Origin of the sequence: Actinokineospora sp. UTMC 2448 (genome assembly GCF_024760565.1) — a bacterium.
GTDB lineage: Bacteria > Actinomycetota > Actinomycetes > Mycobacteriales > Pseudonocardiaceae > Actinokineospora > Actinokineospora fastidiosa.
Window position 1 is genome coordinate 1,554,340 of sequence record NZ_CP031087.1, and the last position, 15,080, is coordinate 1,569,419.

Here is a 15,080-nt window from a genome sequence, read left to right on the forward strand (position 1 = left end):
GGGAGACATGGCGAAGCGGCCCGGCGCGTACCACTGTGGAACCGAGGCGGCGATGGACATCATCGACGGCAAGTGGAAGGTGGGCATCCTGTGGGCGCTCGGCGAGGGCGTCCGGCGCTTCGGCGAGCTGCGGCGGATGCTGCCCGGCGTGACCGAGAAGGTGCTCGCCTCGCACCTGCGCGAGCTGGAGCAGGACGGCATCGTGCGCCGCGAGGCCCTGCCGACGGTGCCGCCGCACGTGGAGTACTCCCTGACCCCGCTCGGCGTCTCGCTCAACGACGCCCTCGCCCCGCTGGCCAGGTGGGGCGAGCAACACATCCTGTCCGCCGTTCGGTGACAGAGCCCGCTGGCAGAGTGGATCACAGGTGGTCGCGAAGCGGCTCGACGTCACCGACGCCGAACTGCGGTCGCTGTTCGACGTGCACGTGTTCGGCGGCTACAGCGCCACGAAGTTCGCCCTGGAGGGCCTGTCCGAGGCGCTGGCCGACGAGGTGCGGCCGCTGGGCGTCAAGGTGCTGATCGTCGAGCCCGGGGCGTTCCGCACAGGGCTGTTCGGCAACAGGAGCGCCAGCCCGGAGATCGCCGACTACGCCGACACCGCGGGCGCGACCCGGCGGATGGTGTCCACAGCGGACGGCGCCCAGCCCGGCGACCCGGCCAAGGCGGCCGCGGCCATCATCGCCGCCCTGGACGCGGACGACACGCCGTTGCGGCTGCCGCTGGGCGCGGACGCCGTCGACGCGATCGTGGGGCACCTGGACGCCGTGCGCGCCGAGATCGGCGCCTGGGAGAAGGTCGCCCGCGGCACCGCCTTCTAGACGGGCTGGCCCGCGAACCAGTCCCTGGCCTCCTGCCGGGTGAGCGCCTGGATGACCAGCACGCCGAACACCAGCGGGAGCAGCATCATCGGCGAGAACGCGCCAGCGGACAGGCCCGCGATGAGGTTGATGACGCCGTTGGCCACCACGATCGCCTCGACCGTGAGCACGGTCGGGCGCACCCACGGTGGCCTGCGGTGCATCATCGCCGCGGCGACGAGGATGACCGCGGCCAGCACGACGCCCACCACCGTGAGGGCGATGAGCAGGCCCGCGCCCTCGTCGTCGACCGCGGCCAGCAGCACGAGGATCAGCAGGTTGCCCAGGATGCCCAACCCGCCCTGCACGTACATCAGCACGCGGGTGGGGCGCAGGGCCTTCGGCAGCTTCTCTTCCATCCGCCCAGTCAACCGGGTCCGGCTCCTTGATCCAATGGTGTGACCGGAACCTGCCTGCGCCGGGAATGCGGGTCCGCTCCGCACGGTTGTCCTGACCGAGCGAGGGGAGACGAACGATGACGCAGGTGATGACGGTTGAGGAGCGCGAGGCGTTCCTGAACGAGCGCAGGGTCGGGGTCTTCGCCGTCGGGCGGGCCGATCGGGGTCCGCTGGCGGTGCCCGTCTGGTACCGCTACGCCGACGGCGAGGTCCAGGTGTGGATCGAGCGCGATTCCGTCAAGGACAAGGTGCTCCGCAAGGCGGGCCGGTTCACGCTGGTGGCGCAGAGCGAGGAGCTGCCGTACCGGTACGTCTCGGTCGAGGGGCCGGTCGTGGCCGCCGACGCCCCGCCGACCCGGGAGCAGGCCGTGGCCATCGCGGGCCGCTACCTCTCGCCGGAGGAGGCCGACGGCTACGTCGACTCGGCGCTGGGGGAGTCGTCGGTGCTGGTCCGGATGCGCCCGGAGAAGTGGCTGAGCAGCGACCAGGGCAAGACCGGCTAGCCTTGCGGTCATGGTGATCGTCGCTGGTTCCCTCCGGATCGCACAGGGGCGGCGGGACGAGTTCGTCGCCGCGTCCCGGCCCGCCGTCGTCCAGGCCAGGGCGACCGTCGGCTGCCTGGAGTTCGTGGTCACGGCCGACCCGGTGGACGACGACCGGGTGGTCGTCTACGAGCGCTGGGAGTCGGTGGAGGCGCTGGCGGGCTTCCGCGGCGACGGCCTCGGCGACGACCTGAGCGCGATGATCGTCTCCGTGGACGTCGGGCAGTACGCGGTCATGTCCTAGCGACAGCCCTCGGCCAGTTCCTCGGGGATCTCGACGCCCATGCCGGTCAGCTCGGCGACGATCTCCCGCGCGCGGTCGTGGTCCTGCACGCGCAGCGCCAGTTCCGCGCGGTACAGCAGCGCTTCGGCGCGGTCGTCGTCCGGGCCCGCCTTGGCCAGGTTCGTGTCGAGGATGCGGATCGCCTGGGCCGTCTCGCCTCGGCTCTCGCCCTGGACGACGGCGTTGGCGAGGGCCTTGGCCAGCGGGCTGCTCGCCTCCGCGCCAGCGGGCCCGGGCTTGGCCGGGAAGATCCGCAGCCAGTTGCCGCCCGGGTCCACCACGGTGAACCCGCTGAGGTTGTCCTGGTTCTTGCGCTTGCGGGGCCGGGTGATCCGCGGGATGCCCGCGAGCGGGAGCTTGCCGTAGCGCTCCCTCAGCCCGGCGGCGAACTCGGCGAACAGCGCCCCGGTGTCGGGGACGATCACCAGGCAGGAGCCGTAGGAGTCGGCGGGGTCGAACGGGTCCATGCCGAAGAAGTGCAGCTCCAGGTCTTCCCGGCGCACGCACAGGTAGGGGTTGGGCTTCGTCTGGCGGTAGGTTTGGGTGAAACCGAGCGCGCGGTAGAAGTCCTCGGTCTCGTCGATCGACGGGCAGGGCAGCAGCGGAATGGTCTTCTCGTCGGCCACGCCTCAGCGTAGCGGCGTGCCCCTGGTCTCCGGCAGCGTCAGGATCACGACGAACGCGATGGCCGAGCCCGCCGCCACGTACCAGAAGAACGCCGTCGCCATGCCCGCCCCGGACAGGGCGCTGATCAGCAGCGGGGCCGTGCCGCCGAAGACGGCGACGGTCAGGTTGTACCAGGCGCCGATGCCGAGTCCGCGCAGCTCGGTGGGGAACAGCTCGCTCATCAGCGCGGGCGCGATCGACGTCATCGCCGTGTAGAGGGCCAGGCCGACGGTGAACACCACCAGCAGGTTGCCCAGCCCTGGTTTGACCAAAGTGGACAGCGGGACGATGAGCACCGCCGTCGCCCCCGACCAGGCCAGCAGCTGGGGCTTGCGGCCGAAGCGGTCCGCCAGCGCGCCCATGGGGTACTGCAGCACGACGAACACCGCAGTGGCGATGGACAGCGCCAGGAACACGTCGACCGCGTCGGCGCCGCGCGTCTTCACCGCGAACGGGGTCAGCGCGCTGAAGAAGGTGTAGTAGCACAGCGTCGACAGCATGGTGAAGCCGACGAGCTGGCCGACCGCCTTCGGGTGCTCCCGCAGCGTCGTGCGCAGCGGGTGGGGCACGCGGTTGGCCTTGTGCGCCTCGAACAGCTCGGTCTCGGCCAGGCTGCGGCGCAGCCACAGCCCGATCAGGCCCAGCGCCCCGCCGAGGAGGAACGGCAGCCGCCAGCCCCAGGACTGCATCGCGTCCTCGCTGAGCACGCGCGCCAGCGTGAAGCCGAGGACGGACGCGCACAGCACCGCGCTGCCGGTGGAGATGTAGAAGAACGCCGAGTAGCGGCCGCGCCGCTCCTTCGGCGCGATCTCGCCCAGGTACGCCGAGGCGTTCGACACCTCGCCGCCCAGCGACAGGCCCTGCACGATGCGGGCCAGCAGCAGCCCGATCGGGGCGAGCCAGCCCGCCTGCTCGAACGTCGGCAGCACGCCGATCAGCACCGACCCGCCCGCCATCATGACGATGGTCAGCACCATCGCCGGTTTGCGCCCGCGCACGTCGGCGAAGCGGCCCAGGATGATCCCGCCCAGCGGCCGGAAGAAGAACGCCAGCGCGTAGGTGGCGAAGGTGTTGATCTGGGCGAGCGTGTCGTTGCCCGAGGGGAAGAACGCGGTGGCGAAGTAGATGCTGAACGTGGCGTAGATGGTCCAGTCGAACCACTCCAGCGCGTTGCCCACGCTCGCGGCGACCAGCTTGCGCACCGGCAGCCGGTGCCGAACGGCGGTGTCGACCATGTTTGACACACTAGGCCGACGGTTGGTTAGCGCACCAGCTCGAATTCCCACTTCAGCCGGGGGCCGACGTACCAGTCGAAGTCGCCGCGGTTCTCCCTCGGCGTCCACTGCAGGTTGAACTCCCCGTGCAGGGTGATCTCGAAGTTGCGCATCGGGCGGACCCCGAAGTCGGCCTCGTTGTCCAGGCCGAGCTCGAAGCCGTGGGCGCGTGACCAGTCCAGGGTGAACTGGTGGGTGTGCCGCAGGAACCAGTTCGGCCACAGCCGGATCTCCCGGTTGAGCAGCTCGACGCTGCCGTTGCCCGCCAGCGGGCCGACCCCGCTCCCGTTCAGCCGCAGCTGCGCGCCCGGGTGGGTGGTCAGGTCGAAGTCGCGGAAGTCGTCGAGCATCCGCTCGATCGTCGTCTCCTCCCACCGCAGCCACAGGTGGAACGGGATGCGCAGGTTCAGCGGCTGCAGACGGGTGCTCGAGGGCGGCTGGGCGGGCTCGCGCTCCAGCGCCTCCCAGGTCGCGTCGTCGACCACGCCGGTCCCGGGCAGGCCCTCGCGGCGCTGGAAGAACTCCACCGAGACCCTGGTGATGGGGCCGAACTTCCCGTCGACCCGGCTGAGCCGGACCTCGCCTGCCTCGGCCTCGGCGGCGAGCCGGTCGGCGAGCAGGCCCTGCAGGTACTTCACCCAGTCTTCCTGGTCGCTGTCCTGGCGCAGTTCGGGGTTGCCCATGTCGCCCTCCTCAGGCCAGCGCCGTGTCGCCGGAGCCGTGGCGCAGCGACCCGTCCACCCCGTCGACGCAGGACGGAACGGGCTGGTCCTCCAGCCAGGCGACCCACTCGGCGGTGAGCTCGACGCGTTCCTCGGCGTCGATCTCGCTCTCGAACTCGACCCGGATCTGCTCGTCCATGCCCCCGATCGTGGCCGGCGGCCCGACGTGCGCCAATGTCCGAACGGGCAAGCCAACGGGCAGCTCAGCCGCGCTCGTACCGGGTGATGGACAGCATCGCCACCGGGTCGGCCGGACCGGCGGCCACAGTGGCGCGCAGCCGTTCGTGCAGGGCGTCGGAGTCCATGTCCTTGCCGATGAACACCAGTTCGGTCCCGGCCCCGGGCTCCCTGGCGACCCGCACCGAACCGCCGACGACCTGCACGGCGAACCGCTCGTCGAGTCCGAAGTCGACATAGCCCTTCGCCCGGTACACACCCGTGTGCCGGTCGGTGAGCACGGCGGCCAGGCGGACGGGGTCCAGCGGGTCGGCGCAGGTGAAGTCGACGGTGTCGTAGCCCGCGTGGATGTGCGCGCTGTGGTCCTCCAGGTCGAAGAACGACAGCTGTTCGGCAGCGGGCCGCTCGACCGGGTCGAACAGCAGGTCGGGATCGATGCGGCCGTGCTCGGTCGGCACCACGGGCGCGCCGCCCGCCAGTTCGCGCACCAGCCCGGCAAGCCCGGGGTCGGTCGCGCGGTCGATCTTGTTGAGCACCACCAGGTCGGCGTAGCGCAGGTGCTTGTCGATCTGCGGGTGCCGCTCGCGGGTGGCGGCGAACTCCGCGGCGTCGACCACCTCGACCAGTCCGGCGAACTCCACGCCCGGGCAGGCCAGCACCATCCGGGCCATCGCGGGCGGCTCGGCCAGGCCGCTGGCCTCGATGACGATGGCGTCGACGTCGGCGTCGGCCAGCCGGGCGAGCATGTCCGCCAGGTCCGAGGCGTCCACCGCGCAGCAGAGGCAGCCGTTGCCGAGCGTGACCATCGAGTCGACCTGGGCGGCGACGGCCATCGCGTCGACGTTGATCCGCCCGAAGTCGTTGACGATCACCCCGATCCGCCGCCCGCCCGCGGTGCGCAGCAGATGGTTGAGCAGGGATGTCTTGCCCGAGCCGAGGAAGCCCGCCACCACGACGACCGGAATCAGCACGGCCGAAGGGTAAGCCCCCGCCGGAACCCCCCGTTCCGGCGGGGGCGGTGACCGTCAGTAGCAGACGTAGAGGCTCCAGCCCGCCCAGTCCTCCTCGCATTGATACGCCCACCAACTGGTGCCGAGGCCCGAGTAGCCGACGGTCTCGCAGTCCTGCCGCGTCCAGTAGCTCCCGTAGAACGTGTCGCACATGAGCCGCCGCGGTTGCGCGCTCGGCTCGGCATCGGCGATGGCGGACACCGAGGTCGGCAGGGCGAGCGCGGCGGTCATGGCGGCGGTGATCCAGGTCTTGCCGAACATGGCGATATCCCCCTTTGTCCCCAGTCGGTCGCGGTGTTCCGCGGCCATGGGGACGACGCTACGGCGCGGGCGGGCGCGGGGCGTCCTGCGCGCGCACGATTCCCGCGTCCTCCCGAAGCCGGACCCCGACCCCTAACGGGCGTCCACTTTGGTCGAGTCGAAGTACCGGCGGACGGCGGCGGTGTGCAGGGGGAACGCCAGCGGGGCGGGGGCGCGGAGCACTTCCCAGCCGGTGGATTCCTGGGTCGGCCGCGACGGCGGCGGGTCGTCGACGCGCGGGGCGATGCCGAAGACGAGCAGCGTGCCGTCGGGAGCGCTCACGGTGTCGAACAGGGCGATCCCGGCCGGATCGACCGGCACGCCCGCCTCCTCGGCGCACTCCCGCGCGGCGGCCTGCTGCCACGTCTCGCCGTATTCGATGAAACCGCCTGGCAGCGCGGGCAGTCCGCGCCCGGGGTCGATGGCGCGGCGGACGACCAGCAGCCCGTCGTGGACCGGAAGGAGCAGCACGGCGACGGGCGTCGGATTGCGGTAGGCCGTGTGGCCGCAGCCGCACCGGCGCGGCCACTCGGGGGCGACCGGACGTCCACAGGCAGTGCAGAACGGCATCCGCGCGACTCCTACCGGAACATAGTCGGTTCCGACGAAAATGGTCGGGCCGGGCGGGCTACCATCCCGGCGGCCAGGGGAGTGTGTCATGACCATGAGTGCGCGAACGACGTCCAGGCGCCAGTCCGCCAGCATCGGCGCGGCGGTGCTGGGAGTGCTGCTGCTCGCGGGCGCGGCGCTGGGCACCGGCATCGCCCGCACGGCGGTGGCCGTGTCCGACGGGCTGACGTGGCTCGGCGACGACCAGCGCGGCGAGGTCGTGCAGGTCAACCCGGCGTCCGGGCGGCCGGAGACGCGGCTGGCGGTCGCGGGCGGAGACGCGCGGCTCGACATCATCCAGCGCGACGGGATGCTCGTGGTGCTGGACCGGCGCACCGGGCAGATCACCGTCATCGACCTGGCCACGCTGCTGGCCAGCGGGCGCAGGCAGGCCCCGGCGGGCACGGCGAGCAAGGTGCTGCTGGCCGAGGGCAGGCTGTTCATCGTCGACCGAGCGGGCGGCACCATCGCCCACGTCGACCCGGTCACCCTCGCCGACGTCGGCGAGCCGTGGGCGGCGGGCGGACCGCTGGCCGACGCGGCCGCCGACGAGGACGGCCTGCTCTGGGCCGTGGACGCGGGCGGCGTGCTGCACAGCCTGGAGTGGTCGGACGCGCAGACCCGGTTCGTCGAGCGGGGCAGCCGGGCCGTTCCCGGTGCGGGGCCGAGGACCGTGCTCGTGCCGCACCGGCAGGGCGTCACGCTGCTGGGCCTGGAGGGCGGCGTCGTCCTGCAGGACGGGACCGGGAGCGACCACCGCGCCACGACCGCGCCCCAGGCGGGCGACGTGCTCGCCGCGCAGACCAGCCCGCACGACCTCGTCCCCGCGGCCGTGCCCGCGTCCGGGATCGTGGTGATCCTGGTCGGCGACCGGGTGCTGACCGTCGACGTCGGCGCGCTCGGCTGTCCCCGCCCCGGTCAGCCCGCGGTGTTCCACGACCGCGTGTACGTGCCGTGCCTGGGCTCGGGCAAGGTCATCGTGCTCAACCGCGACGGCAGGCGCGGCGGCGGCGACGTGCACACCGGCGCGGGCGACCCGAGGCTGGTGTTCGACGACGACCGGCTGTTCATCCAGACCCCGGGCGCGGAGACCGGCGTGGTCGTCGACCCCGACGGCGACACCCGCGCGGTCCGCGTCCGCGACCCCGAGCTCCCGGTGACCGACCCGGAGCGCGACCCGCCGCCGACCGTGCCGTCGCCGCCGAAGCCGGACCCGGACGAGCCCACCCGCACCCGGCCCAACCAGCCGCCGCCGCGTCAGCCGAGCGGGCCGCCGTCGGTGGACGCGCCGCGCCCCGGCTCGCCGACCACCACGCCGTCGGTCTCCGGCGTCGCCGCGGCGCCCGGCCAGCCCGCTGGCATCACGGTGTCGCTGGCGAACCGGACCGACACCCAGGTCACGCTGCGGATCGGCTGGAGCGCGCCCGCCGAGGACGGCATCGCCGGGTACACGATCACCGCCACCGCCGCGGGGGACAGCGCCACCAAGCAGTCCGCGGGGACCAGCGACGAGCTGACGCTGGACTGCAAGGCGCTGTGCGCCGCGGGCGGGCCGATCGAGATCCAGGTCGCCGCGTACACCGGGTCGGCCGTCGGCACGCCCGGCGTCACGACGTGGAACCTGCCCGCCCGGTCGGCGCCCCCGACGACCACGGCCGCGCCGCCGCCGCGCTCGACGACCACCACCCCGCCGCCCCCGCCGCCGACCACCACGCAACCGCCGCCTCCGCCGACGACCACGACGACCACGACCCAGGCGCCGCCGCCCGCGAGCGTGCCCACGGCGGGCGCGACCGTCATCACCGGCGTGTCGGGCGTCAACTACCAGCGGACCGTCGCCATGGCCCCGCCCGCCGACTGGGCGAACCACGACGGCACGTGCGAGGTCGTGAACCGCACCTACGGGTACACCACGCCGATCGCGTGCTCGGCCACGTCCGCGGTCATCTCCATCGAGGAGGGCTCGAACTCCATCGTCGTCCGGGCGCACGCCCGCGACGGCAGCCGGTCGGTGGACTCGGCCGCCCGCGCGGTCTTCAAGCGCATCGACGAGCCGACCTGCAGGCCCGGCACCCGGATCTGCGAGCGGCCGAGGGTCGCGACCGCGCCCGCGGAGGAGACCGCGGGCACCGGGGTGATGGTCGCGGCGGGCATCGGGCTGCTGATCACGTCCGCGCTGCTGCGCGTGCGCCGCAGGGGAGAGCACGGGTGACCGCGACCGTCCAGGTCGGCGAGGCCGAGATCGCCGCGTTCCGCACGCTGCACGCCCGCGTCGGCGACGCCGTGGAGACCGCGCTGCGCGGCAAGCGCCCGGTGATCGACCTGGTGCTGGTGTCGTTGTTCGCCGGTGGGCACGTGCTGTTGGAGGACGTGCCCGGCACGGGGAAGACGACGCTCGCCCGCGCGGTCGCAGGCGCGCTGGGCGGGATGTCGCGCCGGGTGCAGTTCACCCCCGACCTGCTGCCCTCGGACGTGACGGGCACGTCGGTGTACGACCCGCAGACCGGGCAGATCCGGTTCCGGCCCGGCCCGGTGTTCGCCAACGTCGTGCTGGCCGACGAGATCAACCGCGCCGCCGCGAAGACGCAGTCGGCGCTGCTGGAGGTCATGGAGGAGCGCACGGTCACCGTCGACGGCGTCGCCCACGCCGTGCCCGACCCGTTCCTCGTGGTGGCCACGCAGAACCCGATCGACCTCGACGGCACCTACCGGCTGCCCGAGGCCCAGCTCGACCGGTTCATGCTGCGCACCGCGATCGGCTACCCGGAGAGCGACCACGAGCTGGCCGTCCTGCGGCCCGGCAGCGGCGCGGGCGCGGTCGGCTCGGTGCCGACCGTGACCAGCCCCGCCGAGGTGGCCGACTGCTCCCGGCGGCTGGCCCTGCTGCACGTGGCCGACCCGATCCTGCGCTACATCACCGACCTCGGCGCGGCCACCCGCGCCGACGACCGGCTGCGGCTCGGCGCGTCCACCCGGGGCCTGCGCGCTCTGGTGCGCTGCGTCCAGGTGCACGCCGCCGCGCACGGCCGCCACTTCGCGGTGCCCACCGACGTCCAGCGGCTGCTCGTCCCGGTGCTGGCCCACCGGCTCGTGCTCACCCGCGAGGCGCAGCTGGCGGGCGCGTCCACCGAGGACGTGCTGGCCGACGTGCTCGACCGGGTCGAGGTGCCCCGGCCGACGGCGCGATGACCGTCCGGGGCGCGGCTGTCCTGGCAGCGGGCGCGCTGTGCGCGGGATGCGGGCTGTGGTGGCGGTATCCGGGGCTGACGGCGCTGGGCCTCGCGTTGGCCGCGGTGGTCGTGCTGTCCTTTGTGGTCGTGCTGGTGGCCTCGCCGGTCGACGCGGTCCGGGAGGTGCGGCCGAGGACCGTTCCCCGGTTGGCGGCGTGCACCGCGTCGGTCGTGGTGAGCGGGACGGGCAGGCTCCCGGTCGAGGTGGTCGACACGGTGGCGGGGTCGCCGGTCGCGCTGGACATCCCGGAATCCGGGCGGGTGTCGTATCCGGTGCCGACACAGCGCCGGGGCGTGGTCGCCGTGGGGCCGTTGACCGTGCGCCGGTACGGGCCCGCGGGGCTGGCGGTGTCGTCGCGCGTCGCCGCGGGTGAGGTGACGGTGCGGGTCGTGCCGAGGGTGCTGCCGGTGCGCGGGTTGCCCGCGGGCGCGCGGCGCGGGCAGGTGGGCGCGGACGAGCGGGTCGAGCGCGGCGGCACGGACCTGGTGGGGTTGCGGGAGTACGTCCCCGGCGACGATCTGCGGCGGCTGCACTGGGCGACCAGCGCGCGCACGGGCACGCTGATGATCCGCGAGGACGCCGATCCCGCGCGTCCGCACCTGGCTGTCCTGCTGGACGACCGGGAGTCCGCGCACACGGCGGAGTCCTTTGAGGAGGCTGTGGAGGTCGCGGCGTCGCTGGTGGCCTCGGCGGCGGCGGACGGCCACCCGGTCCGGCTGTTGTCGGCGTCGGGCTCGGTGGACGTGGAGGTGCTGGAGCCGGACGCGGCGGAGGCGCTGTCGGCGCTGGCGGACGTCGTTCCCGTTGCGGCGCAGGACGTCCGGCCGGTTCCGGTCCGCGACCTGGACGTGGTGGCGGCCATCGGTTCGTTCGCTGTGGACGAACTGATTCTGGCTGCAGGCCGGGGCGCGTACGGCGTAGTGTTGTCGGTGGGGTCGGAGGATTCGGTGAGCGCGGGTGGCGTGGTCATCGTGTTGCGGGGCTCGTCCGCCGAGGCGCTGCTGCGCGCGTGGGACGCGGTGGTCCTGTGAAGCGGTTCGCGTGGTCCGCGGTGCTGCTGGCGGTGGCGGCGGTGCCGTTGGCGCAGGGCTGGTCCGGTGTCGTGGCGTACCCGGTGTTCGCCGCGGCGATCGTGGTCGCGCACGCGCTGGTGGCGGCCGCGGAGTCGCGGTTCGGCGGCGGGACGGTGCTGTCCGTGCTGCTGCCGGTCGGGCTGTTCGGCGGGTACTTCGCCGCGCGGGGCGCCATCCCGGGCGGGCCGCTGGAGGTGCTGCGGGACAGCGTTCCCCGGCTGCTGACGGCGGCCAGACCGGCGCCGCCGTCGGTCGACCTGCTGATGCCCGGCGCGGTCCTGGTGTTCTGCGTCGCCGTGCTGGCCGCGGTGTCGCTGCGGGGCGCGCGCCTGCTGGGGCCGCCGCTGGCCGCGGTGGCGCTGTACGCCGCGGGCGCGCTGCTCACCGGCGGGCAGGCGGACCCGTACGGCCTGGTGGCGGTCGGGGTCGTGGCGGTGACGTTGGCCGGGTGGGTGCGCGTCGCGGAGGCGCCGCTGATCCTCGGCGCGGTGGTCGCGCTGGTGGCCGTCGTGCTGCCGGGGGCGAACGCCTTCGAGCCGCGCGAGCTGGTGCGCCCGCCGGTCGCCGACGTCCAGGTGGCCAACCCGCTGCCGAGGCTGGCGGCGTGGGCGGCCGCGCCGGAGACCGAGCTGTTTCGCCTGCGCGGGCCGCAGCTGCCCGTGCGGCTGGCCGTGCTCGCCGACTACACCGGCGCGAGCTGGCGCGCGTCGGCGCTGTACGGGCCGCTGGGCGCGGTCGACGCGCCGGACCTGCCTCCGGGGCAACGGGTCGAGGAGGCGTCGGTCGAGTTCGTCGTCGGCGCGCTCGACGGGACCTGGCTGCCCGGGGTCGGCCGGACGGTCTCGACCAGCATCGGCGACGCGCTGGTCGACGCCGACTCCGGCGCGCTCGTGCTGCCGCGCGGGCTGGCGCCGGGGCTGCGGTACACGGTGCGCGGCGTCGTCGACCAGCCGACGGACGAGGCGCTGGCCGCGGCCGGGGTGCCCGGCGGGCCCGCTGTCCGCCGGTACCTCGCGCTGCCCAATCTGCCCACCGAACTCGCCGAGTACGCCCGGCGCGGCGTGGAGTCCGCGCGCACGCCCTATGAGCAGGCGGTCGCCCTGGAACAGGTGGTCCGCCTCGACCGCGTGCCCGACGCGGAGGCGCCGACCGGGTCGTCGTACGCGCGGATCGCGCAGTTCCTCTTCGGCGCGCCCGGCAGCACGGGGGCGGGCAAGGGCACCGCCGAGCAGTTCGCCACCGCGTACGCCGTGCTGGCGCGGGCCGTCGGCCTGCCCACCCGCGTGGTCGTCGGCTTCCCGCCCGTGCCCGAGGGACCGGACGGGTACCGGGTGGTGCGCGGCATCGACGCGACGGCCTGGCCGGAGGTGTACTTCGACGGCTGGGGCTGGATCCCGTTCGACCCGGTGTCCGGCACCGACAGCGGCCCGAGCGCGGCGGCGAAGCGGGAGGTGCTGGACCGGCTCGCGTCGATCACCGCGTCCCCGACCACGCCGCCCACCGACGCCCCGCCGCTGGTCCAGCCGCCCGCGCCGGTGGTGGAGCCGCCCGTGGCGGCCGAGCCGTCGCGGTGGCCGGTCGTCCTGGCGGTGGTGCCGGTGCTGCCGGTGGTCCTGTTGTTGGCGCTGCGCGGGATCCGCCGCTCGCGGCTGCGCCGCGCGGGCGCGGCGGGCGCGTGGCGGCACGTCCTCGACCTGCTCGTGGTGTCCGGCCGCGCACCCGCCCCTCGGCTGGCCGCGCCCGAGGTCGCGTCGTCGCTCCCCGCGCCCGCGCCACGCCTGGCGGACCTCGCCGACCGCGCCGCGTTCAGCCCGGAAGGCGACGTGGCCGGCGCCGAGCCGTGGCTCCTGGCCCGTCAGGTCCGGCGCGCGGTCTCCCGGGGAGTGCCGTGGTACCGCAGGGTGTGGTGGCCGATCGACCCGCGGCCGCTGCGCCGCCGCTAACGGCTGACGCACACCCGCCCGGAGGCGCCCCGCTGCGTGGCGGGGTCGTCGAGGCCGATCGCCACGACCTGGAAGCAGTATTCGGGCGCGGCCGGGTCGAGGTCGACGACGACGAAGCTGGTCAGCCCCGCGGCCACGCTGGTGATCGGGACCGGCGGCCCGTCCGGCGCGGTGACGTCGTAGAGCACGAACTGCGCCCGGCCGCCCGTCGGGTCCTCCCACACCAACTCGGCAGTGTCCCCCTGATCGTCCACTTCGGTCAGCACCGGCGCGATGGCGGGATCGCCGCCCGGTGGGATCGGCGCGGTGGAGGAGGTCGCGGGTGGCGGCGGAGTGGTGGTCGGCGCGCTGGCGGGCACACCCTCCCGATTGGCGAGGAACCCGATCCCCACGCCGATGACGGCCGCCACGGCCCCCGCGATCACGAACCCCCGCAACCGCCGCCGAGGCGCTTCCTCGTCGTCCCGGGGTTCGGGCATGGCGGGGAACCCCGGAACCTGCGCGGGCGACAGCTTCGGCACGGTGGGCAACTCGTCCCGTCCCGCGGAAACGCCGGGCGAGCCCGGGAGTGCTCCCGCCTGGGCAGCGGTGTCGCCACCCCAAGGACCGCGGTACTCGTGATCGAACCCGACCGCGCTCTCCGCCTCCGGGAGTTCGCCCACGCCAGGGCCGAACTCCGGCCCTACCGGCTCCCCATGCCGGACGGTGAGATCCGCCAGCCGTCCCGTCATGGTCCCGCGCGACTCCACCGGCGGTGCGGGCACAGGAGCGGGCTCGACGGGCGCGGGCGGACTCGGAGCGGGCCCGAAGTCAGGCAACTGCGTCACGTCGTCGCCAAGGCCCCCAGGCGCGATGGCCGTGGCTTCAGCGCTCCGACTGTCGTCCACCGGCACAGCCGGATGCGCGGTATCGGCGGGAATACCTGGGCTCGCGGAGGAAGCCGGTTCCGGCTCATGCACGGAATCGGGTGAGGCGGAGTGCGGGGTGTCGGTGGCAGGCGCGCCCGGTCCGCTGACGGCCGTCGCCGAATCGCCTGCGCCCTCTCCCGAGCCACCTGGCATAGCGAGCGGGGGAGGGGTGCCGCGGCTGGGCGCGCCAGGAGGCTGCCAGCGGCGGAGGTCGGTGGCCACGGCGGCGAGGGCGTCGCGGAGGGTGGTGGCGTCGGGGTAGCGGTCCTCGCGGTTCTTGCGCAGGCAGCGGTCGATGACCTCGGCCAGGGCCTCGGGGACGTCGGGGCGGGTGAGGGGGCGGGGGTCGGCCGAACGGACTCGGTCGAGGTAGGAGAGGACCGTGTCCTCGTCGGGGTTGTCGCCCGCGAACGGGGGGACGCCCATGAGCAGGGTGTGCAGGGTCGAGCCCAGGGACCACACGTCATCCGCCGCCGCGGGGGCGGTCCCGTCGAGCATCTGGGGCGCGGCGTGGCGGTAGCTGACCAGCTGCAGCGACGCCGAGTGGCCCGCGTCCGCTCCCCGGGCGATCCCGAAGTCGGCCAGCACGTACGACGTGGGCAGGACCAGCACGTTCTGCGGCTTGACGTCGCGGTGCAGGATGCCCTGGGCGTGGGCGAAGGCCAGGGCGTCCGCGACCGCGACCCCCGCGGCGACGACCTCCGACACCGGCAGGGGGCCGTGCGTGGCCAGGCGGTCGTGGAGGGAGCCCAGGTCGTAGTACTCCATCACGATGCACGGCCGCCCGTCCGGCAGGGTGCCGGTGTCGAGGACGGTCACGATGTGCGGGTGCTGACGCCCCAGCCGGACGGTGATCTCCAGTTCCCGCCGGAAACGGGCCTGGGTCGCCGGGTCGACGGCCTGCAGGGCCTTGATGGCGACATCGCGCCCCAGCCCGTCCTGACGGGCCCGGTACACCGCCCCCTCGCCGCCCTGGGCGATGAGCCGGAAGCCGCTGTAGCCGGGGAGCCGCAGGTCCGGTGCGGCGGCAGGCCTCGGTCGCGGGGCCCACGCCCGCATCTCCTCCGCCGACAGGTCGTCCTGCACG

At 74.1% G+C, this 15,080-nt stretch carries 17 protein-coding genes; 8 read left to right on the forward strand and 9 right to left on the reverse strand.

Annotated elements, in window-relative coordinates:
* The first annotated feature begins 7 nt into the window (after nt 1-7).
* Entirely contained in the window at nt 8-337 is a 330-nt protein-coding gene (locus Actkin_RS07410) for a winged helix-turn-helix transcriptional regulator (RefSeq protein ID WP_189212034.1), read from the forward strand.
* A gap of 28 nt (nt 338-365) precedes the next feature.
* Nucleotides 366-818 (forward strand): SDR family NAD(P)-dependent oxidoreductase, encoded by a 453-nt coding sequence (locus tag Actkin_RS07415; protein ID WP_258906472.1) that lies wholly within the window; start codon nt 366-368, stop codon nt 816-818.
* On the opposite strand, the gene Actkin_RS07420 is transcribed toward Actkin_RS07415, so the two are convergent.
* Nucleotides 815-1,216 (reverse strand): hypothetical protein, encoded by a 402-nt coding sequence (locus Actkin_RS07420; RefSeq protein ID WP_189212033.1) that lies wholly within the window; start codon nt 1,214-1,216, stop codon nt 815-817. The two genes, Actkin_RS07415 and Actkin_RS07420, sit on opposite strands and share 4 nt — an antisense overlap.
* A gap of 116 nt (nt 1,217-1,332) precedes the next feature.
* On the opposite strand from Actkin_RS07420, the gene Actkin_RS07425 reads away from it, so the two are divergent.
* Nucleotides 1,333-1,758, forward strand: a complete 426-nt coding sequence (locus tag Actkin_RS07425; RefSeq protein ID WP_258906473.1) for a pyridoxamine 5'-phosphate oxidase family protein — start codon at nt 1,333-1,335, stop codon at nt 1,756-1,758.
* Nucleotides 1,759-1,768: 10 nt separating this feature from the next.
* Entirely contained in the window at nt 1,769-2,041 is a 273-nt protein-coding gene (locus Actkin_RS07430; protein WP_258906474.1) for a putative quinol monooxygenase, read from the forward strand.
* Here the strand turns inward: Actkin_RS07430 and Actkin_RS07435 are convergent.
* From Actkin_RS07435 to Actkin_RS07465, 7 genes are all read right to left on the reverse strand, one after another.
* Nucleotides 2,038-2,706, reverse strand: a complete 669-nt coding sequence (locus tag Actkin_RS07435; protein WP_258906475.1) for a VOC family protein — start codon at nt 2,704-2,706, stop codon at nt 2,038-2,040. The genes Actkin_RS07430 and Actkin_RS07435 overlap by 4 nt on opposite strands.
* A 3-nt stretch (nt 2,707-2,709) precedes the next feature.
* Nucleotides 2,710-3,981 (reverse strand): MFS transporter, encoded by a 1,272-nt coding sequence (locus Actkin_RS07440; protein ID WP_189212029.1) that lies wholly within the window; start codon nt 3,979-3,981, stop codon nt 2,710-2,712.
* Between the two features lie 26 nt (nt 3,982-4,007).
* Nucleotides 4,008-4,703 carry a peptidoglycan-binding domain-containing protein gene (locus Actkin_RS07445; RefSeq protein ID WP_258906476.1) on the reverse strand — a complete coding sequence of 232 codons (696 nt, stop codon included), beginning with the start codon at nt 4,701-4,703 and terminating at the stop codon, nt 4,008-4,010.
* Nucleotides 4,704-4,713: 10 nt separating this feature from the next.
* Nucleotides 4,714-4,881, reverse strand: coding sequence for a hypothetical protein (locus Actkin_RS07450; protein ID WP_189212027.1), 168 nt, complete (start codon nt 4,879-4,881; stop codon nt 4,714-4,716).
* 64 nt (nt 4,882-4,945) lie between these two features.
* Nucleotides 4,946-5,890 carry a CobW family GTP-binding protein gene (locus tag Actkin_RS07455; RefSeq protein WP_258906477.1) on the reverse strand — a complete coding sequence of 315 codons (945 nt, stop codon included), beginning with the start codon at nt 5,888-5,890 and terminating at the stop codon, nt 4,946-4,948.
* A 54-nt stretch (nt 5,891-5,944) separates the two neighbouring features.
* The gene (locus tag Actkin_RS07460; protein WP_258906478.1) at nt 5,945-6,190 is read right to left on the reverse strand and encodes a hypothetical protein; all 246 of its coding nucleotides are present in this window, start codon (nt 6,188-6,190) and stop codon (nt 5,945-5,947) included.
* A gap of 132 nt (nt 6,191-6,322) precedes the next feature.
* Complete coding sequence (locus Actkin_RS07465) at nt 6,323-6,799, reverse strand: NUDIX domain-containing protein (protein ID WP_258906479.1); 477 nt, start codon at nt 6,797-6,799, stop codon at nt 6,323-6,325.
* A gap of 88 nt (nt 6,800-6,887) precedes the next feature.
* Here Actkin_RS07465 and Actkin_RS07470 point away from each other — a divergent pair, with 88 nt between their 5' ends.
* The 4 genes from Actkin_RS07470 to Actkin_RS07485 are packed head-to-tail and all read left to right on the forward strand — an operon-like array spanning nt 6,888 to nt 13,085.
* The gene (locus Actkin_RS07470) at nt 6,888-9,050 is read left to right on the forward strand and encodes an NHL repeat-containing protein (protein ID WP_258906480.1); all 2,163 of its coding nucleotides are present in this window, start codon (nt 6,888-6,890) and stop codon (nt 9,048-9,050) included.
* Nucleotides 9,047-10,027 (forward strand): AAA family ATPase, encoded by a 981-nt coding sequence (locus Actkin_RS07475; protein WP_189212022.1) that lies wholly within the window; start codon nt 9,047-9,049, stop codon nt 10,025-10,027. The genes Actkin_RS07470 and Actkin_RS07475 overlap by 4 nt, the downstream gene beginning before the upstream one ends.
* Nucleotides 10,024-11,100 carry a DUF58 domain-containing protein gene (locus Actkin_RS07480; protein ID WP_258906481.1) on the forward strand — a complete coding sequence of 359 codons (1,077 nt, stop codon included), beginning with the start codon at nt 10,024-10,026 and terminating at the stop codon, nt 11,098-11,100. Before Actkin_RS07475 ends, Actkin_RS07480 begins: the two co-directional genes overlap by 4 nt.
* Nucleotides 11,097-13,085, forward strand: coding sequence for a transglutaminase TgpA family protein (locus Actkin_RS07485; RefSeq protein WP_258906482.1), 1,989 nt, complete (start codon nt 11,097-11,099; stop codon nt 13,083-13,085). Before Actkin_RS07480 ends, Actkin_RS07485 begins: the two co-directional genes overlap by 4 nt.
* Here Actkin_RS07485 and Actkin_RS07490 read toward each other — a convergent pair.
* A complete protein-coding gene (locus tag Actkin_RS07490; RefSeq protein ID WP_258906483.1) occupies nt 13,082-15,079 on the reverse strand; it encodes a protein kinase domain-containing protein in 1,998 nt (665 codons plus the stop codon). The two genes, Actkin_RS07485 and Actkin_RS07490, sit on opposite strands and share 4 nt — an antisense overlap.
* Nucleotide 15,080: the final 1 nt, after the last annotated feature.

Bases quoted from the DNA above. Each gene is read 5' to 3' on its own strand.
- Actkin_RS07410 (WP_189212034.1), top strand. From the start codon at position 8: ATGGCGAAGCGGCCCGGCGCGTACCACTGTGGAACCGAGGCGGCGATG.
- Actkin_RS07420 (WP_189212033.1), bottom strand. From the start codon at position 1,216: ATGGAAGAGAAGCTGCCGAAGGCCCTGCGCCCCACCCGCGTGCTGATG.
- Actkin_RS07425 (WP_258906473.1), top strand. From the start codon at position 1,333: ATGACGCAGGTGATGACGGTTGAGGAGCGCGAGGCGTTCCTGAACGAG.
- Actkin_RS07430 (WP_258906474.1), top strand. From the start codon at position 1,769: ATGGTGATCGTCGCTGGTTCCCTCCGGATCGCACAGGGGCGGCGGGAC.
- Actkin_RS07440 (WP_189212029.1), bottom strand. From the start codon at position 3,981: ATGGTCGACACCGCCGTTCGGCACCGGCTGCCGGTGCGCAAGCTGGTC.
- Actkin_RS07445 (WP_258906476.1), bottom strand. From the start codon at position 4,703: ATGGGCAACCCCGAACTGCGCCAGGACAGCGACCAGGAAGACTGGGTG.
- Actkin_RS07450 (WP_189212027.1), bottom strand. From the start codon at position 4,881: ATGGACGAGCAGATCCGGGTCGAGTTCGAGAGCGAGATCGACGCCGAG.
- Actkin_RS07460 (WP_258906478.1), bottom strand. From the start codon at position 6,190: ATGTTCGGCAAGACCTGGATCACCGCCGCCATGACCGCCGCGCTCGCC.
- Actkin_RS07465 (WP_258906479.1), bottom strand. From the start codon at position 6,799: ATGCCGTTCTGCACTGCCTGTGGACGTCCGGTCGCCCCCGAGTGGCCG.
- Actkin_RS07470 (WP_258906480.1), top strand. From the start codon at position 6,888: ATGACCATGAGTGCGCGAACGACGTCCAGGCGCCAGTCCGCCAGCATC.
- Actkin_RS07480 (WP_258906481.1), top strand. From the start codon at position 10,024: ATGACCGTCCGGGGCGCGGCTGTCCTGGCAGCGGGCGCGCTGTGCGCG.